We start from the raw sequence: 22,984 nt of genomic DNA, 5'->3' as shown, positions 1-22,984 counted from the left end.
CTTTGTCAATAAAACATAGTAAATTAATTTTTAATTCAGGTGGAATTACTTATGTAAAAATAATAAAGCAGCTAAAAAGCTGCTTTATTCATATCAAATGATTTACTCTTTTTCGACTTGAATCGGTTGTACATCCATTTGATCATAAGCAATCAATTTGGATTTGTGTTTCCATTTATAACCAAGCCAAATAACAAGGAACAAGGGAATACTAATATAAGTAGACAATACACTCATCCATTTTCCATCAAGCACAGCTTCTGCATTTTGACCAAGAATAATAATGGCACAAAGAACAAATGCAAACCACGGACCAAAAGGAAAGAATTTTGCACGATAAGCTAAATCTTCAAGTTGATAACCTTGTGCTAAATAGCCTTTACGGAAGCGATAATGTGAGATTGCGATACCTAACCAGACAATAAATCCGCACATACCTGACATGTTTAACAACCATGTAAACACGACACTTTCACCAATAAAGGTGGTTAAGAAGCACAGTGCTGCAATTGCAGTGGTTGCATACAGTGCATTCATGGGTACACCGCGAAGATCGAGTTTAGAGAAAACTCGTGGTGCTTTACCTTCACGTGCCATATCGAACAACATACGTGTTGATGAATACATACCTGAGTTACCAGCAGACATAATTGCAGTCAAAATCACGGCATTCATTAAGCCCGCTGCAAATGCTAAACCTGCTTTTTCATATAACAGGGTAAATGGTGACAGGGTAATGTTTCCATCACCTTCCGCAGCAAGTGCAAGGTTTGGATCTGTATACGCAACCAATGTACCAATAATAAAGATACACAAGATATAAAATAAAAGAATACGCCAAAAGATTTGTTTAATGGCGATAGGGATGGTTTTTTTCGGATCTTTAGATTCACCCGCTGCAACGCCTACCATCTCTGTTCCTTGGAAAGAGAATCCAGCGATCATTGCCACACCGACTAAGGCTTGAAAACCACCGACAAATGGCGCTTCACCAACAGTCCAATTTTTGCTAATTGAATCTGTTGGATCTAACATGATTTTACCAATCATGAATAAGCCAATGACAATAAAGAAGATGATGGCAATCACTTTAACCAGTGAAAATAAAAATTCACTTTCACCAAAACCTTTTACAGTTAATGCATTGATAAAGAAGATAATCGCAAGGAATAGCGCACTCCACCAAAATCCAGGGATATCGGGAAACCAAAATTTCATGATGAATTGAACGGCAACCAATTCAAATGCAACAGTAATGGCCCAGTTATACCAGTAGTTCCAGCCCAGTGCGAAACCAAAACCTTCTTCTACATATTTATTACCATAGGTAAAGAATGCACCTGATGTTGGATTATGGGTTGCAAGTTCACCTAAACTGGTCATCAAGAAATAAATCATGATACCAATCAGAACATAAGCAAGTAATGCACCACCAGGACCAGCTGTGGCAATCGTTTGACCAGAAGCAAGGAATAACCCTGTACCAATAGAACCGCCAATGGCGATCATGTTTAAATGTCGTGCTCCTAGCTTCCGCTGGAGTTGTTGGGGATGATCTGTTTCGCTCATCGTTATTCCTTACTACTTTTTTGAGTGTTGGCGAACAGCACTTTAAAGCCTTGTTGATCTGCTTTAGTCGTACATTGACTAAAACTCTGCTCAATGAGTAATGGGTAATTTAGGAAGCGGTTTGCCACAATCCATAATTCACCACCTGATTTTAAATGTCGTCTAGCAGTTTTACATAACGTTTCACTGGCATTGTAATCTGTTTGAATACCTTGGTGAAATGGAGGATTACTCACAATCGCATGTAAGAACAATGGTGCATCCTCAATCCCTGTGACTGCTTTTATTTCAAGTTGTTCTAAAGGTAAATTATTTTTTTCAAAGGTCATTCGTGTTGATGCTAAAGCAAAAGCATCGACATCTAAAGCAAAAATGCGATTTTTCGGATTAAGTTTACTGAGATAAGCACTGATGACGCCAGCACCACAGCCAAAGTCTGCAATTTTTCCAGAAGTGACCTGCTTGAGATAAGGTAAAAGAACCCCAGTTCCAATATCGAGACGATTTTGGCTAAACACACCCGGAAGTGCACAAATGCTAAGTTCTCCAGCAGGTGTTGGAACATTATAGACATGCGCCCATTCTGCTAATGGTTTTGCAGTTACAGTTTTATCTGTAGTGAGTTGCCACATTTGACAATGACGTGCACTATCAAGCTTGATGGCTTGACCATAAGGTTGGAGTTGCTTTGCTGCGCGTTCTACACCACCTTTTTTCTCTCCAACTAAGAAAATCGAAGCACCAACGGCTAAACGACTGACTAAATTGTGCAATATATAGTTGAGTAGTTCTTTTGACTTTGGAACAAAAACAACAGCTTGATCAAATTCAGCTTCTGGCAGGTCAGTACCAAAATGTACCTTTGCCTGCTGATTCTGAAAATATTGAAACTCATTGTAATTCCAAGTCCAAATGCTTGCTTCGATGTTATGAGCTAAATTTGAAAGTAGATCATCCTTTGCTGCATTTACAAATAGCACGCGTCCAGAAAGGTAGTCATGCTGTCGAATGACAACTTCGCTTTTTGGCTCCATATTCACCATCCATCAATAAAAATTAGAGCAATGCCCAGTCTAAGCTGGGCATTATAAAGAATAGATTTATTATTTTTTAGTTTCGGGTAAAACTAAATTCAAAATTAATGCAGCGAGTCCGCCAGTTGCGACACCGGAACTAAAAATATTACGCGGTAATTCTGGTAAATGTTCCAAAATTTGAGGAACTTGTGCAACGCCTAAACCGAGACCTAAAGAGATAGCAATAATTAGTAGTGCACGACGGTCAAGCTGAATTCCCGATAAAATGTTAATGCCTGAAGCAGCAACCGCGCCAAACATCACCATAACTGCACCACCTAGTACTGCTTGTGGTACCGCCTGAATGATACCAGCCACAGCAGGGAATAACCCCAGAATGATAAGTAGGATTGCAATCCAAATCCCAACAAAACGGCTTGCAACACCTGTCAACTGAATCACTCCGTTATTTTGTGCAAATACAGAACTTGGGAATGTATTAAAGATCCCTGCAAGGAATGAGTTGGCACCATTGACCAATACACCACCTTTAATTCGTTCCATCCACACTGGGCCATCTACAGGCTGATTTGAAATTTTAGAGGTTGCGGTGACATCGCCAATTGCTTCTAATGACGTGACAAGATAAATAAACGCCATAGGAATAAATAAGCTCCATGAAAAGCTAATTCCAAAATGCATTGGTGTCGGAATTTGAATCAATGGGGCATCTTTTAAACCAGAAAAATCCAAATAGCCCATAAAGCCCGCAAGAATATAGCCGATCACTAAAGCAATGAGAATTGCAGAACTTTTCACCCAAACTACTTTGAAGCGATTGAGAAGAACGATAATTGCCAACACTGTACATGACATAATGAGATTGTCGGCACTGGCAAACGTATGACTTTCCATGGCTTGGTAGCCACCGCCCATGCTGATTAAGCCTTCTTTAATTAAGGTTAAACCAATTAACAGCACCACAATTCCTGTAACCAATGGTGTGATCAACTTTTTTACCCAAGGTAAAATACGAGAAACACCCATTTCAATAAATGAGCCTGCAATGACCACACCAAAAATAGATGCCATAACTGCTTCTACTGGTGTGCCGGCAGCAACCATGGCAGAACCAATCCCAATCATTGGACCAATAAAGTTAAAACTTGTACCTTGAACAATCAGTAGCCCTGCACCAAATGGTCCAATTTTTTTACATTGTAAGAATGTTGCCACTCCAGAAATCACCAATGACATGGAAAGAATCATATTGGTATCTTGAGGAGAAACACCTAAAGCTAAACAAATCAGTAAACCGGGTGTTACAATTGGAACAATAATCGCAAGTAAATGTTGCAAAGCCGCAAAAAAAGCGATGAGTGGTTTTGGGCGATCATCTAGACCATAAACAAGATCGATTTGAGCCTGTTTCTGATTGGGAGAGGGGTTATAATTGGACATGGCACAGCAATTGGAAGTGGCAAGATGGCGCTATTCTAATCGCTTTACACACTATTACAAAATAAAAAGCCTGCTGTAGTGAAAAAAACTTGTAACTGTCAATAAACTGTCACTACTAAAAGTTAAGATTTTTCTGTATAATTTGCCCTCAAATTTAAAGCGTATCGAATTTACATGTCTGATATTAAAACTCTCCGTAATATTGCCATCATCGCGCACGTCGACCATGGTAAAACGACTCTTGTCGACAAACTTTTACAACAATCAGGTGCACTCGGTGACCGCGCGGGTGAGATTGAGCGTGTTATGGATTCGAATGCGCTTGAGTCTGAACGCGGTATTACCATTCTTGCAAAAAACACTGCGATCAAATGGTTAGACAAGCGTACAAATACTGAATACCGCATCAACATCGTCGACACCCCAGGACATGCTGACTTTGGTGGTGAAGTAGAACGTGTAATGTCTATGGTTGACTGCGTACTTCTTCTTGTCGATTCACAAGAAGGCCCAATGCCACAAACTCGCTTTGTAACACAAAAAGCGTTTGCTCGTGGTTTGAAGCCAATTGTTATCATCAACAAAGTAGATAAGCCAAGCGCTCGTCCAGACTGGGTTATCGATCAAGTATTTGATTTGTTCGATAACTTAGGCGGTAGTGATGAACAGTTAGACTTCCCAATCGTATATGCTTCTGGCTTACGTGGTGTTGCTGGTCCTTCTCCTGAAGAATTAGCGGAAGATATGACACCGTTGTTCGAAACAATCGTAGATATCGTTGAACCACCAGCAGTTGATATTGATGGTCCATTCCAAATGCAAATTTCATCACTTGACTATAATAGTTTCGTGGGTGTAATTGGTGTTGGCCGTATTCAACGTGGTTCAGTAAAAACCAATACACCAGTGACTGTGATCGATAAAGATGGCAAGACACGTAATGGTCGTATCTTGAAAATTATGGGTTACCATGGTTTAGAGCGTGTAGATGTAGATTCTGCTCAAGCGGGTGATATCGTATGTATCACTGGTTTAGATGCATTGAACATTTCTGACACAATCTGTGATCCTAAAAATGTTGAAGCATTACCTGCATTGTCTGTAGATGAACCTACAGTTTCGATGACGTTCCAAGTAAACAACTCACCGTTTGCTGGTAAAGAAGGTAAATTTGTAACTTCACGTAATATCCGTGAGCGTTTAGATCGCGAATTGATCCATAACGTTGCTTTACGTGTTGAAGATACTGACAGTCCAGACCGTTTCAAAGTTTCTGGTCGTGGTGAACTTCACCTTTCAGTATTGATTGAAACAATGCGTCGTGAAGGCTTCGAGATGGGTGTTTCTCGTCCGCAAGTGATCATGAAAGAAGTGGATGGCGAAACTCAAGAACCATACGAAAACGTTACTTTTGATGTTGAAGAACAACATCAAGGTTCTGTTATGGAACAAATGGGTAACCGTAAAGGTGAGTTGACCAATATGGAAGTTGACGGTAAAGGCCGTATCCGTATTGAAGCAACTGTTCCATCACGTGGTTTGATTGGTTTCCGTTCTGAATTCTTAACCATTACCTCTGGTACTGGTATCATGACTTCTAGCTTCTCGCATTATGGGCCTGCTAAACAAGGTGCAGTTGCGAAACGTCAAAACGGTGTGTTGATCTCAATGGTTAACGGTACTTGCTTAGCGTTTGCATTGTTCACTTTACAAGACCGTGGTCGTCTATTTGCTGAACCACAGTTAGAAGTTTATGAAGGTATGATCGTGGGTATGAACTCTCGTTCAGACGACATGACTGTGAACCCAACGAAAGCGAAACAGTTAACTAATATGCGTGCATCTGGTACAGATGAAGCGTTAACGTTAACACCTGCAATTAAATTCACGCTTGAACAAGCATTAGAATTTATTGAAGATGACGAATTAGTTGAAGTAACACCTAAATCAGTTCGTATTCGTAAAAAATTCTTAACTGAAAATGAACGTAAACGTGCTTCACGTGGCTAAGCGTTCAAACTGGAAATAATTTAATTTCTAGAAAAAAAACCGCAATTTTTTAATAAATTGCGGTTTTTTTATATAAATGTAAAAGGATATTGGTTTTTAATAAAAAGCGAGTAAATTAGGCGGAAATATATGTTGAAACATAATGTATACTTCGTCACATAAAAAATACGCAAAATCGGCGTGGAGTTAAAGTATGAGTATTCTTTCAGAGTTCAGAGAATTTGCCATTAAAGGCAATATGATGGATTTGGCAATTGGTGTCATCATTGGTGGTGCTTTCAATAAAATTATCGACTCATTAGTGAAAGACGTGATTATGCCTTTAATCACAGTGATTACGGGTGGTGGTGTTGATTTTACTCAAAAATTTGTCGTACTGGGCGATAACCCAAATAACCTTTCATCATTGGATGAATTGACCAAAGCTGGGATTAACGTACTAACCTATGGTAATTTCATCACAATTGTATTGAACTTCCTGATCTTAATGTGGGTGGTTTTCTTGTTGGTTAAATTCCTCAATAAAATTCGTAAACCTGCTGAAGAAGCGCCTGCTGCTACACCAGAAGATATTGCATTACTGCGTGAAATTCGTGATGAATTAAAGAAACGCCCTGAAGCTTAATCTTCATCAAATTGATTCAAATTACAGTATTTTAATATGTCTAAAGCCTGATAAAGCTATTAAATCATTGTAAAAGAGTTGAATGAAACGGTACGATCAAGTACCGTTTTTTATGCAAGCAAGAAAATAGAGATGGGGCTGATGAAAAAAAACATAGGGATTATGGCAATACTTATCAGTTTGTATGCATGTTCAGAGCATCCAAAAGAGCAGCAATCCGCTGATACTCCAACATCTACGCAAGCGGACCAAAGCCGACCTGCTAGTGGTTTAACTTTTAATGAAATGCCAAATGAAGATACCCGCTACGTCACTATAGAAACCGACTCGGTAGATGAAAATGAAACATTACTGTTGGCACTACAAACACGTTTATTAAAAGCCAATTTTGAGTTTATAGAAAAAGACAGTGGTAGCTCTTGGTCTGAAAATGATTGTTCTCTGAATAGGGTGATTCAAGTAAAAGGTGAGGGCATCCGCTCTTATAAGGCAATCAGTAAAGTTAAGTTAGGTGATGAAAAACAATATCGCCCAGATTTTGTTTTGCTGGTTTTTGCTTTTAAGGATGAACAGCTTGCTGAGCAAAGTTTTCAAATGCTTAAGTCTGCTGTCTATTCAGCTGGGGGTTACTGTAATGGTAAATCTCCTGAAACCATCGTTAGAAATGGTAATGAAATATTTTACTTTACCACTCGCGAAGAAGCATTTAGATCATATATTGATGATTATGCGAAGTTTATCCATGAGTTTAAACCTGAGCAAATTGATTCAAAAATATAGGATGGTTTAAAGTGACTAGAACAGCTCAGATTTTTATTGTTTTGGCGAGTTTTCTAATCTATGGATGCCAAGCCCAAGTTAAAGTTGATGAAAATTTTATTAAGCAGTTCAGCCCAGAAATACGCCCTCAAGTGATCTCGATATGTGAACAATATGATTCTAATGATCAGGTTCAAGGGATTTATTTTAGTCGCTATGCATTTGGTTTATATACCTTTATTGGAATAAAAAACAACAGATTTGAAATATTAAGCTTTGATGATGTCAAGTACTCTCCTATAGATGAAGTTTCAGATATTGAATTGCAAACGGGTCAATATATAAAACGAAATGACCAAATCATTTTAAAAACGGAAAAATTGAATAAGTCAGACCCCTTGGCAAATCAAAGTGCAGATTTTGAAAACTTTATATATTTGCAAAACGCTCAGAGTGCATTTTTAATTAAAGATATTGAGGATGTAGCCAGTTCAATGTCATGGTCACAAACGATGGGAAGTGCACGTTCACAATTTAAGAAGATTCATTGTCATATTCAGGATTATCATCATTATAAAGGTGATGAAGAACCATCACCATCTTATCAAGCATTACCTGAACGCTTTAAAGCGCTTGTGTTTGAGCAACCTTTGCATTTGACAATAAAGTCTGCGGAAGACATTTCTAAGTCATTAGAGCGAAATGATGATTCCGAAACAGTAATAGAGCAAACAGTTCAAATTCTAAGTGGAAATACTCAGAAGTTATTTATGAATCAGCCAATCTGTATTATTCAAGGGCAAGGAAAAGGATTGTATGGATACATAAATCAACCGAGTCAGCCCCTTACTAAGGCATGGATGAGTTTTGAGCGAGGTGCGAGTATGGGAATTGCCAGACAAGGGGATATCATTTCAACTTCATACCAAGAATGTAAATCTTTAAACTAAAAATCCATGCGAAATTTAATCTCAACCAAGTGAAAGCCGAATTGGCTTTTTACTGGACCATGAAGTACACGTTCAGCAGCGGTAAATACAAGTTTATCAATCACAGGAACAAGCTGTCCTTTTTTTACTTCGCCCAGTTCACCACCACGTTTTGCTGAATTACATGTGGAATGCTGTTTGGCCACTTTGGCAAAATCAGCACCATCATGGATCTTCTTCTTGAGTTGTTCAGCCAAGTCCTTATCTTTGACGAGAATATGTCGAACGATTGCAGTTTTCATTTACTCTTTCCTCGTGGTTTTTGGGGGATGCTCTTCGCGATCTTTAATGGCTGGCATTGTGGGCAAAACACACTGGCTCTTTGTCCTAACTTTAAATTTTCTAAAGTTGTTTCACAGTTAATGCACATCTCACCCGCACGTCCATAAGCCAATAAGGTCTGCTGAAAGTAGCCATTCTCACCCATGGCATTGCTATAGTCTCTTAAGGTTGACCCACCCAAATCAATCGCTTGCTTTAAAATTCGTTTAATTTCGATGACCAATTTTTGAATTTGCGCTTTCGTCAAACTCGAAGCAGGCTGTGCAGGGTGAATCCCTAAATTAAATAAGCTTTCAGTTGCGTAAATATTACCTACACCCACAACAATATGATTATCCATGATTGCAACTTTTGTGCCGACATTTTTATTTTTAAACTTTTCTGCTAAATATTCGGCATGAAATTCATCACTCAATGGTTCAGGCCCTAAAGTATCAATCAATTTTGTTTGGCTTTCCTCATTCAGCCAAATGATACAACCAAAGCGTCGGGGATCATGATAGCGCAGCTGTGTGTCTTCAAATTGAATGATCAGATGGTCATGCTTTCTAAGCGCTTCATGTTCATCACAGATTCTAAAACTCCCTGACATACCCAAGTGCCATAACATGCTATGGGTTTCAAACTCTGCCAAAATATATTTTGAACGACGTGTTAAGCGAACGAGTTTCTGACCTTGAAGTTGTTGAATATCTTCGGGAATTGGCCAGCGTAACCGTGACTCACGTACTTGAACATGAAGAACTTTCTGGTCAATCAGGGGGAGTAAACTGTTTTTTGTTGTTTCAACTTCTGGTAATTCAGGCATGCACTTGTCACATTGGTGTGAGGACTGAATATTGTATGCAAGAATTGGATTGCATTAAAGGGCGGTTCTGTTGAGCCTACGACTTTAGGTTGAAATTATAGAGATGATCGTTGAATAAGATTGAAATGTTATTTCTAAGCCATTGTTATATAATATAAAGTTTATTAATAAAATAAAGTTTTCCAATTGATAAAAAATATCTGATAGTTATATGTAAAAAAATGTGTAAATTTCTAGTGAATTGTTTGCTGAAATAATTCTTTTTATCTCGATATTTCAGGAAAAATAGTCATTTTAAAGCTGGAACTTTCTATTAAATTTAGACAGTTAAAGTGATTGAGAGTTGGCTGGTTTATCTTTATTCGTTTTGTTCCTGATTAGGCTTTCCCATGAAAAAAATTGCTTATCCTTTATTGGCAATCTCTGTATATAGCATAATGTCTTTTGCCTCAGCTGAAGATGCGTTTAATTTACATGGCTCGACCATGACGGGTGACTGGAATGGGAGTCGGACTGAATTTGCAGAAAAGGGAATCAAATTTGATGGCACGATTGCCATGGACAGTTCATATCTCGCTGAGGGTGGTTATGATGCGCACCAAGCGCCAACATTTGCGACACAATTCGGACTGGGTACAACTTTAGATATGGGGAAGCTGGCGGGTTGGAATGATGTGACTATTCGTGCTTTAGTTACAGCACGTCAAGGTGAAAGTACTTCACTCAGAGGTATCCAAGCACCAGATGCACCTCAGTGGGCAAACTCGCAAGCCAATTGGGGCCGTGGTAATTCGGGGAGCCGTCTAAGCGAATTATATATAGAAAAGAATTTTAAGGATCAAGGACTAAGCTTGCGTTTAGGTCGTATGGGTTTAGGTACTGAATTCAATACCATGGCTTGTGATTTCCAAGGCAATGCATTTTGTGCAGCACAGATGGGGAAATGGCAAGGTAAGCTTTGGTATAACACACCAGTCTCACAATGGGGCGCACGCTTAAAATATCACATCAATCCTGAACTATTTGCACAAGTGGGGGTGTTTGAATACAACCCTGATAATGCTTTAGAGCGACAAGGCTGGAATTTGGATACAAAGCATGCCGATGGTGTAAATATTCTGTCTGAAGTGGTGTGGTCACCTAAGCAGGGTGTGAATGATTTACCAGGCAGTTATCGTATTGGTACGCTATACAATACTGCTGATGAGGCTCAAAATCAGTACGATGTTGCTTATAAAGCAGGAACTAAGGCTGAAGATCGTACATACGGCGGTTGGTTTGCGTTTGAACAGCAGTTGACTTCAACTGGGATAGGAAAACGTGGTTTACACAGTTTTGGTAACTTCACCATTCATGATCGTACGACGACAGCCGTAAATGATTCACAGCAACTTGGTCTAAAATACTATGGTCTGTTTGATAGTCAACCAAACGATATTCTAGGTCTAGCTGTAAATCGAGTACATTTGAACGATCGGTATACTAACTATGTGAATAGTGCTCGTTCAGGAACAAATTTAAAACAGTTGAATGAAGATGCAGAGTATAATGTTGAGTTGAACTACTCATATTACCCTGCCAAATGGTTCATGCTTCGTCCTTTAGTGCAGTATGTGGTACATCCTGGTGCAACCAATCAGGTGGACAATGCATTTGTCGTTGGCTTGGGGTCTAAAATTATTTTTTAATACAACTCGAGGACACCTTTATGCAAAGAGTGAAACATCTAAAAATTAATACAACACTACTTTGCTTAACGGTATGTATCACACAGAGCTTATATGCTGAAGTGGAATCTCAAGATTCCACTCAGCAGCATTCTACTCAGCAACTTCCAACCATCAAAATTGAAGCTACACGTTCTGATACCAACATATTAAATACCCCGGCATCGGTATATAGAGTCGATCAACAACAAAATCAAAATAATATTGGGGTAAACCTCACTGAAACACTCAAGGGAATCCCAGGGTTACAGCTCAATAATCGTGAAAATTATGCCCAAGACTTACAACTGTCTATGCGCGGTTTTGGCGCACGCTCAACTTTTGGAGTCCGTGGGATACGTCTTTATGTCGATGGGATTCCTGCGACGATGCCAGACGGACAAGGCCAAACTTCAAATATTGATTTAACGAGTTTAGATCATATTGAAGTGCTAGGTGGGCCATTTTCATCACTGTATGGAAACTCCTCTGGGGGCACGATTCTCACCACGACCAAAGAAGGAACAGGCCGTGATTCGGTAGAGTTAGGTTATTCAGGTGGAAGTAACAATAAAGGCCGTGCTGACATCACCTTACAAGGTGGTGCAGATAAAGCCAATGAACCAAGCTATGTGATCAGTTCTTCTTATTTTGATACTGATGGCTATCGTGATCACAGTGCCGCAAGAAAAGTGTTGAGCAATGCCAAACTCACGTGGGACTTAGATGATGGTTCTAAGATCAATTGGCTGATCAATCATGTGGATATTTCCGCTGATGATCCACAAGGTTTGACACGCGAGCAATGGAAGCAAAATCCTAAACAGGTCAATGACAGTAAAAATATCTATGACGTTCGTAAAGATATTAATCAAACACAAACAGGTATCAATTGGACTAAGCCCCTGAATGATCATCAAGAGCTTTATAGTATGGCTTATATTGGTCATCGTGAAGTGACTCAATACCAGTCCATTCCAAGTTCTGCTCAAAAGAATCCACGTCATGCTGGTGGGGTGATTGATTTCGAACGAGACTTTTATGGCACTGATTTACGTTGGACTGGCAAAGACTTATTACCGAATACACGGATCAGTGTAGGCGTGGCTTATGATGCAATGAATGAAGACCGCCAAGGGTATGAGAATTTTAATGCCAATGGCCAATATGGGGTAAAAGGCAACTTGCGCCGTGATGAACGAAATACTTTATGGAATTTAGATCCTTATCTTCAGGCATCTTGGCAGTTTTTGCCGACTGTACGTCTAGATACAGGGTTACGCTATAGCAATGTTCATTATGAGTCAAAAGATCACTATATTATTGGTTTGAATGGCGATGATAGTGGTCAAACCGATTATAACAAATTGCTTCCATCGGCTGCTTTGACATGGGAAATTACTCCTGAGATCAGCAGTTATCTCAGTTATGCTAAAGGCTTTGAAACACCAACCTTTACCGAAATGGCCTATCCAACACAAGGCACGGCAGGGATTAATTTTGCGCTTAAACCTTCAACCAGTGATAACTATGAGCTTGGTTTAAAAGCACAAAATCGCCTAGGTAATTTTACTGCTGCAGTTTTCCAAAGTAATACTCAAGATGATATCGTTTCTGCGGGGACACTCAATGGACGTGCAACCTATCAAAATGCAGATAAAACACTGCGCCAAGGTGTAGAGCTGTCATGGAATAAAAAGCTGTGGAAGAATTTAACGGCTCAAGCTAGTTATAGCTTGCTTGATGCTACATTTGATGCAGACATTCCCAACAGTGATCCTAAAAAAGTCATCCAAAGTGGCAATTACATTCCTGGTATTGCAAAAAATCAAGCCTTTGTATCTTTAGGTTGGTTGCCTGAGCAGGGCTTTAACGCAGGTGTGGATGTTCGTTATATGGATAAAATCTATGTAGACGATCTCAATACAGATACTGCACCAAGTTATACAGTAACCAGTATGAATGTAGGTTATATCTGGAAAAACAATGATTGGAAAGTGCGTAGTTTTGCTCGAGTCGATAATTTATTCGATAAAAATTATGTTGGTTCAGTCATTGTAAATGATGGTAATAGTCGATTCTTTGAACCTGCTGATGGTATTAACTGGAGTGCAGGACTCAGTATCACTAAACAGTTCTAATTCATTGGGAAAATAATTTATGTCTGCTCAACCAAAGTTATTTGAATCTATTCAATTTGGTTCACTCTCCCTCAGCAATAAAATTATTATTGCACCAATGTGTCAATACTCAGCAACAGATCAGGGTGAAGTGACTTATTGGCATGAACAACAATGGGCAAGTTACGCTTTGTCAGGTGCGAGCTTATGTATTATTGAGGCGACAGCGGTTCAAGCCGAAGGGCGGATCAGTTATGCTGATGTGGGACTTTGGAATGATACCCAACGAGATCAAATCAAAGCTTTACTCAATAAGGTAAAAAGCATTGCTCCAACACCTTTTGCTATTCAGCTTGCGCATGCAGGTCGTAAAGCTTCGACTGAAAAGCCTTGGTTGGTGAAGCAGGGGAAAGGTCAGATTACGCCTGACCATGAACACGGATGGCAAACTGTATCAGCCAGCGGTATTGCTTTTAGCCCAAATGATATTACACCACATGAATTAACCATTGATGAAATTAAAACAATTATTCAAGACTTTGCGCAAGCGGCGATTCGTGCAGTAGATGCTGGTTTTTCATTGATTGAAATTCATGCGGCGCATGGGTATTTACTACATCAATTTATGTCACCACTGTCTAACCAGCGAACTGATGAATTTGGTGGAAGTTTTGAAAATCGTATTCGTTTTACATTAGAAGTTTTTCAAGCCATTCGAGCAGTTGTGCCAACTGACTACCCTGTAGGTGTACGTATTTCTGCAACTGACTGGATGGATGCAGAAAATAGCTGGAATGTTGAATCAAGCATTGGCTTATCAAAAGCTTTAGCGCAACTTGGTGCTGCTTATATCCATGTATCTTCTGCGGGATTGCATATTCAACAAGATATTAAAGTGGCTGCAAATTACCAAGTGCCTTTTGCAAATGCGATTAAAAAGCAGGTGAATATTCCTGTAATAACAGTGGGCTTAATTACCGAAGCCGAGCAAGCTGAACAGATTCTTCAAGATGCTGAAGCAGATGCAATTGCATTGGCAAGAGCGATTTTATATGACCCACGCTGGCCTTGGCATGCTGCAGCAAAATTGGGTGCAAAAATCTCGATTGCACCACAATATTTACGTTGTCAGCCGCATGGAATCAAAGATCTGTTCTCAGCATATTGATGGCATAACAGTTTTGATTCACTCATTATTCTTTAAACGTATTTAAACTTAATAAAGATATATTCTAGGATATATCTTTATTTGTATGATCTGGAAAAGGAACGGCTTGAATGATTTTTTCGGTAATTTTTCCAGTATTTTTCCTGTTATTTTTGGGTTTTATATCTGTCAAAATCCAATTGATCTCTAAAGAGCAAATTACTGCAATTGGTGCTTTTGTAATCAAAATTGCATTGCCTGCTTTATTACTTCATGCACTGGCTGCAAAAGATTTACATGAGATTTGGTATCCTGCCTATTTCTTTGTTTATACAGGGGTTACTTTTACTCTATTTATTTTGGCCTTTATTTTAGGGCAAAAGCTTTTTAACAATCATTTTACCCATGCTTCTGTGTTTTCACTTGGCGCATCAATGTCCAATACTGGGTTACTGGGCGCAGCAATTTTGACTTTGCTGATGGGTAGTGAAGCCATGATTTATATTTCACTGATTGTTATCATTGAAAGCGTATTTCTTGTACCGCTGATGTTAACCTTGGCAGAAATAGGGCGACAAAGACAAGCCAATTTAGCCGCTATTTTAAAAACAACATTTCTGACTTTATTAAAAAATCCATTGTTCTTGTCAGTGATGATTGGCATGAGCTGTGCGATCTTCGAAATTCAAATTCCACATGTATTAGACCAAGTATTTGCCTTGTTAGGTCAGACTGCCTCACCTTTAGCATTATTTATTATTGGTGGTGGAATGGTTGGGATTACGATTCAATCACTTAATCTACAAACCATTTATTTGGTGGTTTCTAAAAATATCTGTATGCCGATATTGGTCTATTTAGGCTTGACTCATTTAACCGACTTGGATCAAAAGATGATTTATGCAGGTACCTTGATTGCTGCTTTGCCTATGCCCTCTATATTTGGAATTTTTGGGCAAGTCTATGGTTTAAATGAAAAAGCACTGACACCATTGATGATTAGTACTTTACTGAGTTTTATTGTGGTGAGTGTTTTGATTGGTGTTTGGTGGTAAAAAAATACTCTCTTGCGAGAGTATTTTTTTAAGAGCTGCTTATTTTTTTGCTGGTGCTTTGGGAGCAGGTGTTTTGCCTTTTTCAGCAATTAGTTTGTTTACAACATCCAAAGACTCTTTTGCCTTAGGCACATTATTTTTAGCAAGTTCTGAGAAAATCTTTTGTGCTTCTGGCAGATTTTGATCAATGATATTGCCATTAGTCAGCATATTTCCGACAGCCATCAATGCTGGAATATATCCTTTTTTAGCTAAATCTTGGATTGATTTTAAACCTTGATTAACTGCTGATGCATTTTTCTTCTTTAAGCCATCGGTGATGTCATACAGCGCTTTCGCATGAATTGCAGGTGCAAAATCTTTTTTCACTAAAGGATCAAGTTTTTGTAAGCCGAGTTTATCAGATGCAGGTGTACCTTCAGAAAATAATAAAACAGCCAATTCCACGGTAGCATCATCAAATCCTTGAGCAGAGGACTTCTCTAAGTATTCACGGACTTTCTTTTCATCTTTGGCTAAGCCCAATTGACCTACTGCATAGCTTTGCGCCAAGACATAGCTTGCAACAGAATAGCCTTTTGCTGAAGCATCTTGATAATATTTCAAAGCTTTCTTATCGTCTTTGGTTGTACCTTGTCCCGTTTGGGTTAAATAGCCTAAGTTATATAATGCTTGCGCATTGCCAGCCTTTGCAAGACGTTCAAGTTCTTGATACGCCGCAGGATAGTTTTTTGCTTGAATTAGCTCTTGTGCTTTGGCAAATGTAGGGTCAATGTTCGCTTTAGCTGTATCTGCTGCAAATGCAGAAATACATGAAAAGCTGAGTAGTGTAGCGAATAGAATTTTTTTCATTTTGACGATATACCTTGTTTTAATTTCAACATAATTCCATTTATGGTGTGAGAACATTGTTGAGGACGTTTTTATCATAATTTGAAAATTATAAATGTAAACATGCCTATTGTATAAGTTAGTGTATTTAAATTTTAATTTATTTATAAATAAGAAAGAATTAAGGATATTTTAACAACATTAAAGCCTAGAGAAATTTTTTATTCTCTAGGCTGTGGGCTGTTATTTTACTGCTTTGAGGAGTAATTCAATTTCGCCTGCTTCACGTGCCCCTGAAATACGGGTGCCATCTTGTAAGAAGAATGTTGGTGTACCATCGACTTCGAGTGATTTTGCTAAAGCAATATTTTTCTCAATTGGGGTCGTACATGACTTGTTTGAATTCGGTTGTTTCTTGTCAATTAAATAGTCTTCCCACGCTTGGTACTGGTTTTTAGAGCACCAGATTTGCTGTGAAATACTTTCAGCATTTGGATGTAAACGGGTGATTGGGTATAAAAATAAGTAAACGGTTAGGTTGTCGATATTTTTTAATTCTTTTTCAAGATGTTGGCAATATGGACAGTCAGGATCACTAAATACGTAGATTACACGTTCACCTTTACCTTTGACATGCTTAATGGCTTGTTTCAAAGGTAATGATTTTACATCAATACTTTTTAGCGCTTGCATACGTTCTTCGGTCAGATTTTTTTGTTCTTTAAGATCAATTAAATTGCCGACAAAGAAATACTTTGCTTCTTCATTGGTATAAACAATACGCCCACCCATATAGACTTCATAAACATCTTTAATTGGTGAGTTTTGTACCGATTTCACCTGAATCTCAGGATATTTGGTTTTTAAGTTTTGCTGTAAAGTCTGAATATCTGCATGTGCAGAAGAAAAGTTAAAAAGACCCAAAGTCAGAAGAGATAACCAGATTTTCATGTTAAAGCTCAAAATAATAATGTGGATATTGTGCACTCAATAAAGATCAAAAATATATTGAGATCATGTAATTGCCAATGCGATATTCAGTTGATACCACGCTTAATTTCGTATTGTATTCTGGATACCATGGCGTGTTAACTCATTTCTGAGTTGTTGGATATATTGATTTAATTCTACTTGTGAGTCACTCCGTAAGCGTAATTGCGTACTAAAATTAAAGATTCTGCTGCGTTTTCCATTACGCTGTAAAATTTGAAAGTGCCCAATATGACTACCATTCGCTGTTGTCCTATGGGTACTAAATTCAACGCATGTGACCTGATCTAATGGGTAAGAGGTCATCATCAAATTACTGACGATCAGTTTATGATTGCGTATATAAAATGGGGAAAAATTTAAATTAAACCGTTTAAATATCCACATCAGCATACTCAAAAATGCTATGAAAATGATTGGAACCAACAAGCCCCAATATTTGTCTGAGCGGTTAGTTGTCTCTACTTCGAGTAATTCTACATGTTTGGCTTCAACCATTTTTTGCTCTTCAATCCATTGTCGAATATCGTCAGTGCGTGGTTGAGTTCTCAGTAAATTTTGAATCGTTTGTGGGTCGCGAATATGATAAATCGTGGCCTTAACCAGTTGGCTATTTCCTAACTGATCAAAATAGTAAAATGCATTGCCATTTTTCCATACACTGCCATAGTTGTAATTTACATCCCCAAGTTTTTGCCATGTGGAATGAAGTGGCTCAGCTAATTTTAGAATATGGGTGGATTTGGAAGAGGCTGACCCTTTATTGCTGCGATATTCACTGGCTTGTAGATAGAGAAGCTGTGTGCCATCAGAAAAAATCAGCGGTGCGATTTCTTTAAATGCTTTGCCTAAAAATGGACTATCACCTGCGCGACGCATTTTTTTCTTATTCAGATCAAAATAATAAATCCCTGTGTCGTTATAAAACAAAGCATGGTTAATATGATCGCCATGTTTGCTTAAGAGATGATAAGGCGCATATTGAGGATCAAAGGCAAATTCGTTGACATAGACCATACCATCGACAGGATTGAGCAAATAATATTGGTTATTTAAACCGTCTATTTCAATACTATAAAGCTTTCCATTGTCTTTTAAATCGAGCAGGGTGTTATTGTAATAGACGTTTTTTCCATCCGCTCGATAGGCATAGTTACGTTCACCTAAGACAAGTTTGAGTTGGTCTGGATTGGCTCCTGAAAGTAATTTCCCTTGAAAATAGGTGAATGTCCCATTACTTGCCGTATCATTTCCGGAATTGACACGATAAGGCAGATTGCCTGATCCAAGTTTAAAATAGGGGTAGAGATAACTTTGTGGTTTTGAAGCTAGGGCAAAATTTTGTTGCATGATTTGCCATACTTCTCGAAGCGCACTTAAATCTTTATTTCGTTCGGTGGAGGGGGAGCAATACCAAGTGTCTTTTCCAGCAGTAAAATAACCATCCCCAATAGTTTTCACCTGTTGAGGTTGCACACCCTTTAGGATGATATTGCCACAATAGACATGCAGTTTATCTGCACCTAGTTGTCGGTATTGGTAATTATCATTGGGTAAATAAAAACTTTGAACATCTGCTTCTGGGATCAAATAATCACCATTGCTGGGTACAGCGGCATAGATTTGGTTGTTATATTTTTGAAATATTCCCAGTTTTTCTGTAGTCGCCGTAAAAGGAATTTCATCTGAATTTGAGTCAGAAAATCTAAATATAAAACTAAAGCTGAATAGAAGCGCGCATATCACCAAGATAAGCGTGAAGGTTTTAAGGATAGAAAATACTTTTAGTGGATTCTGCATCATTTATTTTATTGTTAAATATTGATCGGGTTGAGTTATGGCAATTTAAGGTTGTTTCGTCATCATTTTGATTATGAATTGGTCATACAGATTGATGGCAAGGTCTTTAGCATTTAAGGCAAATAGGGTTGCATAGCCTCTGTTAAAGTTTCAATTAACTCTTCATCCATATAGTGATAATCGTCTGGAATATCCAATACCATGACTTTTTTATGTTGTAACTGGTTGGGGAATTTCTCTTTGATATTTTGTTTATGTTTTTGCTCCATGACAAAAATCATATCTGCCCACGCAATATCTTTGGTAGAAATACGATGTTTGGCGTGTTTACTTGTTCCAGCAGAACGTGTGGAAATGCCATAGCCCACTGCAAAGACACGCTCGGCAGTGGGGCTACGCCATTGGTTACGACTACAAATAAAAAGGGTGTTCAATGAGCAGTCTTCCAAAAATCATATTGTGCTTGTTTTCGTCTTTTGGCAGAAGAAATACGTGGATATTCAATTCTTAATTGTTTAGAACGAGATCTTTTTAACGATCTGTTCCAAAGTAATTTCCAGTCTTTTTCTGGTTTCCAAAGGCTTGAAGTATGTCTGCAATCTCGACCACGGTGTAAATAATTTACCTTACGTCTCCAAGCGCGATTGCGGTTTAATTCATTTTCAAAATATTGTTGTGTAATGTCCATAGATAAAACTCATGAGTTGATCGGGTTCAGCAGCCGCGATAACACATGATTGGGCTATTTTATAAGTATTTATCGGGTTAAACAAGCCGAATGATTTTGATAATGTTTATTTAGGGCCATTTTAAAGGCAATGAAAAGGGTATAATTCTGGCTAAATAGAACGTGTGAGTAGATGATGTTTATAAAAGGCATTAGACGTAATTATGACAAAGTCAGCCAAGATGACAGTATTGCCGATGAAGATAAGATAGATGCCTTATTGATCAAACTGGGTGGTGAGTTTCTTGTCAGTAAGGATGACCGTGTTTATATTTTTGAAAAAGATGGTCAAACGGCCAAGTTTGATGCAAAACATGCACGGGCATTTCACTTTAAAGATTATTTGTGTAAAGACATGAATAAATTATTTCATGGGTTTTAATATCCATTGAAAATTAGTGAACTGTTCAATTGGGCTATAAAAATATTTTAAGCACTTGGATGAGCCCTCTACCTCTGTATTGATGGTGGTTAGGGCTTTCTAAAGTAATAATTTTTGATGTTGTCATTGTTTATTTTCTTAGTTCTGTTTTTTGATGCGCTGTGTGCCATAAAACGAGAGTGAATGCATTAATCCACTACAACAATACTTTCGGCGTTTGGCTAAAAACAATATAAGATAATGGCTTGTATCTAGATGGTCTTTGTATTTTTCTAGCAAAATTATTTGACTATATACTCGTGCTTCAAGTTATATAATATAAAAAAGAAGGCTGTTTTTGCTAAGATTAATCGAGACGTATCTATGATGAAAGTACTGTCAATCTTATTCATAAGTTTAGTTTGTTCAATGGGGATTTTAGCCCAACAGCCAAATCTTGTGCCTCATCAGGTAAACTTAAAAAATGGGAAGCGCTTTTCTTTAAATCTTCCCGTAAATTACGAAATTATTCCAGCGGCTGAGGGCTTAAAGCGAGTTCGTTTTTTTAGTAAAGCTCCCGATGGCAGAATGTTTGTAACAGATATGCACGATTTGACTGATAATAAAAAAGGCATCGTTTATATTTTGGATGAATGGAACCCTGAAACGGGAAAATTCGGCAAAATTATTCCTTATATGACGGGGTTGAAGAATCCTAATTCAGTTCAATTTTATACAGACTCTTCAGGACAAGATTGGTTGTATTTAGCGGAAACTAATCAACTGACCCGACGAAAATTTACCAAAGGTGAAATTAAACCAACCGATAAAGCCGAAGTTTTAGTGACTTTTCCTGACTACGGTTTAAGTTATAAATATGGTGGTTGGCATCTAACGCGAACAATTGCTGTGGGTGGGAACGGGAAAATTTATGTTTCTGTCGGCTCAAGCTGCAATGCTTGTACCGAGAAAGAAAAAGTTCGGGCAACAGTATTAGAAATGAATCCCGATGGTTCGCAACAAAAGATTTTTGCTACAGGGTTACGCAATGCAGTCGGTTTGAAATGGGTTGGTAATTTTTTATTTGCCACCAATCAAGGTGTGGATCATTTGGGTAAAAATAAGCCTGATGAAACTTTTTATGCACTCAAACGTGATGCAGATTATGGCTGGGCTTCATGTTATTCGTCGAATGGAAAAATTTTGGCAGATCCAAAATTTAAACGTCCGTCAGCTTGCAAAAATGTATTGCCTCCTTATGCCTATTTCCCATCGCATTCATCTGCACTTGGTTTTGACTATTTTGATCATCCCGATACGGATGACACCATCAAAAATTCTTTTTTAGTTGCTTTACATGGTTCTACCGATGCCACAATTGGTCATGGCTATAAAATTGTCATTATGCGTAAAGGGAAAAAACTACAGACATTTATGGATGGTTTTTTAGTGGGCAAAAATATCTATGGTCGCCCTTGTGATATTTATCGAGTAGATGAAAATTCATTTTATTTCTCTGATGATAAGAGCGGTGTGATTTATTATGTTCGGCAAAAAGCATCTTCCTAAATTTTGAACTTTTCTAAAAATTTAGGCGTTAGTTAAAAGAACATGGCTGAGAATAAAAAATTCAGGTGAAAGTAAAAATATAAATTGTCGATAAATCTTTGGAAGCCGTACTAGATTAGCAAAGTATTCATCTATGAAAATGAAGCTAACCTATTACTATTGTTAAAGTTGTTGTAATTGACTTAATCATTTAATTCTCTTAATAAACCTACAGGGTTGTAGGTTTATTATTGTAATCAACTTTGAGAAATTACTGCGGTCTCGCCACATCACCACTTAAGCTTTCAGGTAATGCTAAAACAGTGACATCTAACTCTTCTAAGGCATCAGGACGGGCAACCACAAGCGCAATATAACCATTTTCAAATGCTGCACTGTTTACTACTTGAACACCTTTATTCAATTGTTTAGCTTGAGCAGGGGCAGGACCTGTACCTTGAATGACATGTAACCATGCTTTTGGTTTTGCCTTAAACCAGAGGCGTGCAATCACTTCCTGACCAAGATAACAGCCTTTGTCATAATTGATTCCTTCACGTTGGTGTAAGCGTAATTCTTGTGGTTGAAATACATGTTCAATTGCTTGATTTATATAAGCTTGACCAGTTTGAATTGCAGCAATTTCCCATACTGAAATATTGGTTTCTGTAGCAGAAAAATCAGTCGTTGAACCATTCAATGTTGGAAAAACTTGTCCAGTTTCTTCAAGCTTCATTTTAGAAAAAGCGCCGTATTTTTTAATATGTTTGGCAAATTCTTCGGCTTGATCTTGAGTCGTAACAATCTCTAAATGTTCAGGATTAATTTTTTTAAGCCATAAGCCAAAATGGATACGACCTTTAAGATCACAAATCGCAGTGTATTGGGTGATATTTTCAGCCAAAGCTTCAACGTTTACAGTCACTTGACCTTGTAGAAATTTGATTGCATCAACACCAATCAAGGTAAATGAGGAGAAAGCTAGATCGCTCATGAATTGCTCGCTTATCTTAAATCTAATACTAAAGAATTAATGTTATTTTCCGCTATTTTTCAAAAAAAAGCAGATTTAGTGCAAATATTTTAATGAAGTTGTTACTAAATATTTCAAAAACCCCTGTTTTTATATCTAAGCTTATGAAATATAAACGATTTGGGAAATGGGTTTTCGACAGTGTAC

General features: G+C 38.0%; 21 protein-coding genes. 10 read left to right on the top strand and 11 right to left on the bottom strand.

Annotated features, from left to right (window positions below; all coding sequences use genetic code 11):
• Positions 1-102 precede the first annotated feature (102 nt).
• The 3 genes from WFN33_RS11910 to WFN33_RS11900 form a co-directional block, all read right to left on the bottom strand.
• Positions 103-1,569: an amino acid permease gene (locus tag WFN33_RS11910; protein ID WP_336953355.1), complete on the bottom strand. Its 1,467-nt coding sequence runs from the start codon at positions 1,567-1,569 to the stop codon at positions 103-105.
• Between the two features lie 2 nt (positions 1,570-1,571).
• Complete coding sequence (locus tag WFN33_RS11905; protein ID WP_336953354.1) at positions 1,572-2,603, bottom strand: class I SAM-dependent methyltransferase; 1,032 nt, start codon at positions 2,601-2,603, stop codon at positions 1,572-1,574.
• 69 nt (positions 2,604-2,672) lie between these two features.
• On the bottom strand, positions 2,673-4,046 hold the full coding sequence (locus WFN33_RS11900; RefSeq protein WP_336953353.1) for a uracil-xanthine permease family protein: 1,374 nt from the start codon (positions 4,044-4,046) through the stop codon (positions 2,673-2,675).
• A 174-nt stretch (positions 4,047-4,220) separates the two neighbouring features.
• On the opposite strand from WFN33_RS11900, the gene typA reads away from it, so the two are divergent.
• The 4 genes from typA (at position 4,221) to WFN33_RS11880 (ending at position 8,390) form a co-directional block, all read left to right on the top strand.
• Positions 4,221-6,056: a translational GTPase TypA gene (gene typA / locus WFN33_RS11895; RefSeq protein ID WP_336953352.1), complete on the top strand. Its 1,836-nt coding sequence runs from the start codon at positions 4,221-4,223 to the stop codon at positions 6,054-6,056.
• Positions 6,057-6,249: 193 nt separating this feature from the next.
• Positions 6,250-6,681: a large conductance mechanosensitive channel protein MscL gene (gene mscL / locus WFN33_RS11890; protein ID WP_004723003.1), complete on the top strand. Its 432-nt coding sequence runs from the start codon at positions 6,250-6,252 to the stop codon at positions 6,679-6,681.
• Between the two features lie 141 nt (positions 6,682-6,822).
• Positions 6,823-7,461, top strand: coding sequence for a hypothetical protein (locus tag WFN33_RS11885; protein ID WP_336953351.1), 639 nt, complete (start codon positions 6,823-6,825; stop codon positions 7,459-7,461).
• A gap of 11 nt (positions 7,462-7,472) precedes the next feature.
• Positions 7,473-8,390 carry a hypothetical protein gene (locus WFN33_RS11880; RefSeq protein WP_336953350.1) on the top strand — a complete coding sequence of 306 codons (918 nt, stop codon included), beginning with the start codon at positions 7,473-7,475 and terminating at the stop codon, positions 8,388-8,390.
• Here the strand turns inward: WFN33_RS11880 and WFN33_RS11875 are convergent.
• Together WFN33_RS11875 and mutM are read right to left on the bottom strand one after the other, a co-directional pair.
• Entirely contained in the window at positions 8,387-8,671 is a 285-nt protein-coding gene (locus WFN33_RS11875) for a peptidylprolyl isomerase (RefSeq protein WP_004819160.1), read from the bottom strand. The genes WFN33_RS11880 and WFN33_RS11875 overlap by 4 nt on opposite strands.
• The gene (gene mutM / locus WFN33_RS11870) at positions 8,668-9,519 is read right to left on the bottom strand and encodes a bifunctional DNA-formamidopyrimidine glycosylase/DNA-(apurinic or apyrimidinic site) lyase (protein ID WP_336953349.1); all 852 of its coding nucleotides are present in this window, start codon (positions 9,517-9,519) and stop codon (positions 8,668-8,670) included. The genes WFN33_RS11875 and mutM overlap by 4 nt, the downstream gene beginning before the upstream one ends.
• A 389-nt stretch (positions 9,520-9,908) precedes the next feature.
• Between mutM and WFN33_RS11865 the strand changes: the two genes are divergently transcribed.
• The 4 genes from WFN33_RS11865 to WFN33_RS11850 all read left to right on the top strand — a co-directional run bounded on the left by WFN33_RS11865 (position 9,909) and on the right by WFN33_RS11850 (position 15,547).
• Complete coding sequence (locus WFN33_RS11865; RefSeq protein ID WP_336953348.1) at positions 9,909-11,207, top strand: carbohydrate porin; 1,299 nt, start codon at positions 9,909-9,911, stop codon at positions 11,205-11,207.
• Between the two features lie 20 nt (positions 11,208-11,227).
• Positions 11,228-13,366 carry a TonB-dependent receptor gene (locus WFN33_RS11860; RefSeq protein ID WP_336953347.1) on the top strand — a complete coding sequence of 713 codons (2,139 nt, stop codon included), beginning with the start codon at positions 11,228-11,230 and terminating at the stop codon, positions 13,364-13,366.
• A gap of 19 nt (positions 13,367-13,385) precedes the next feature.
• Positions 13,386-14,513, top strand: a complete 1,128-nt coding sequence (locus WFN33_RS11855; RefSeq protein ID WP_336953346.1) for an NADH:flavin oxidoreductase/NADH oxidase — start codon at positions 13,386-13,388, stop codon at positions 14,511-14,513.
• A 110-nt stretch (positions 14,514-14,623) separates the two neighbouring features.
• The gene (locus WFN33_RS11850) at positions 14,624-15,547 is read left to right on the top strand and encodes an AEC family transporter (protein WP_336953345.1); all 924 of its coding nucleotides are present in this window, start codon (positions 14,624-14,626) and stop codon (positions 15,545-15,547) included.
• 39 nt (positions 15,548-15,586) lie between these two features.
• Here the strand turns inward: WFN33_RS11850 and WFN33_RS11845 are convergent, their stop codons facing one another.
• From WFN33_RS11845 to WFN33_RS11825, 5 genes are all read right to left on the bottom strand, one after another.
• Entirely contained in the window at positions 15,587-16,399 is an 813-nt protein-coding gene (locus WFN33_RS11845) for a tetratricopeptide repeat protein (protein ID WP_336953344.1), read from the bottom strand.
• A gap of 222 nt (positions 16,400-16,621) precedes the next feature.
• Entirely contained in the window at positions 16,622-17,329 is a 708-nt protein-coding gene (locus WFN33_RS11840; protein WP_336953343.1) for a DsbC family protein, read from the bottom strand.
• A 102-nt stretch (positions 17,330-17,431) separates the two neighbouring features.
• Positions 17,432-19,171 (bottom strand): DKNYY domain-containing protein, encoded by a 1,740-nt coding sequence (locus WFN33_RS11835; RefSeq protein ID WP_336953342.1) that lies wholly within the window; start codon positions 19,169-19,171, stop codon positions 17,432-17,434.
• A 110-nt stretch (positions 19,172-19,281) separates the two neighbouring features.
• Positions 19,282-19,602 carry a low molecular weight protein tyrosine phosphatase family protein gene (locus WFN33_RS11830; protein ID WP_336953341.1) on the bottom strand — a complete coding sequence of 107 codons (321 nt, stop codon included), beginning with the start codon at positions 19,600-19,602 and terminating at the stop codon, positions 19,282-19,284.
• Positions 19,599-19,856: a hypothetical protein gene (locus WFN33_RS11825; RefSeq protein WP_336953340.1), complete on the bottom strand. Its 258-nt coding sequence runs from the start codon at positions 19,854-19,856 to the stop codon at positions 19,599-19,601. The genes WFN33_RS11830 and WFN33_RS11825 overlap by 4 nt, the downstream gene beginning before the upstream one ends.
• A 175-nt stretch (positions 19,857-20,031) precedes the next feature.
• Here WFN33_RS11825 and WFN33_RS11820 point away from each other — a divergent pair, with 175 nt between their 5' ends.
• Positions 20,032-20,277, top strand: coding sequence for a hypothetical protein (locus WFN33_RS11820; RefSeq protein ID WP_004722984.1), 246 nt, complete (start codon positions 20,032-20,034; stop codon positions 20,275-20,277).
• Between the two features lie 363 nt (positions 20,278-20,640).
• The gene (locus WFN33_RS11815) at positions 20,641-21,825 is read left to right on the top strand and encodes a PQQ-dependent sugar dehydrogenase (protein ID WP_336953339.1); all 1,185 of its coding nucleotides are present in this window, start codon (positions 20,641-20,643) and stop codon (positions 21,823-21,825) included.
• A gap of 250 nt (positions 21,826-22,075) precedes the next feature.
• Here WFN33_RS11815 and ygfZ read toward each other — a convergent pair whose 3' ends face one another.
• Entirely contained in the window at positions 22,076-22,798 is a 723-nt protein-coding gene (gene ygfZ / locus WFN33_RS11810) for a CAF17-like 4Fe-4S cluster assembly/insertion protein YgfZ (protein WP_336953338.1), read from the bottom strand.
• Positions 22,799-22,984: the final 186 nt, after the last annotated feature.

The organism is Acinetobacter sp. AS167 (assembly GCF_037152175.1).
In the GTDB taxonomy this organism is placed as follows: Bacteria; Pseudomonadota; Gammaproteobacteria; order Pseudomonadales; family Moraxellaceae; genus Acinetobacter.
The sequence above is the reverse complement of the archived record's forward strand: the minus strand, read 5'-3'. Positions and strand labels throughout refer to the sequence as shown.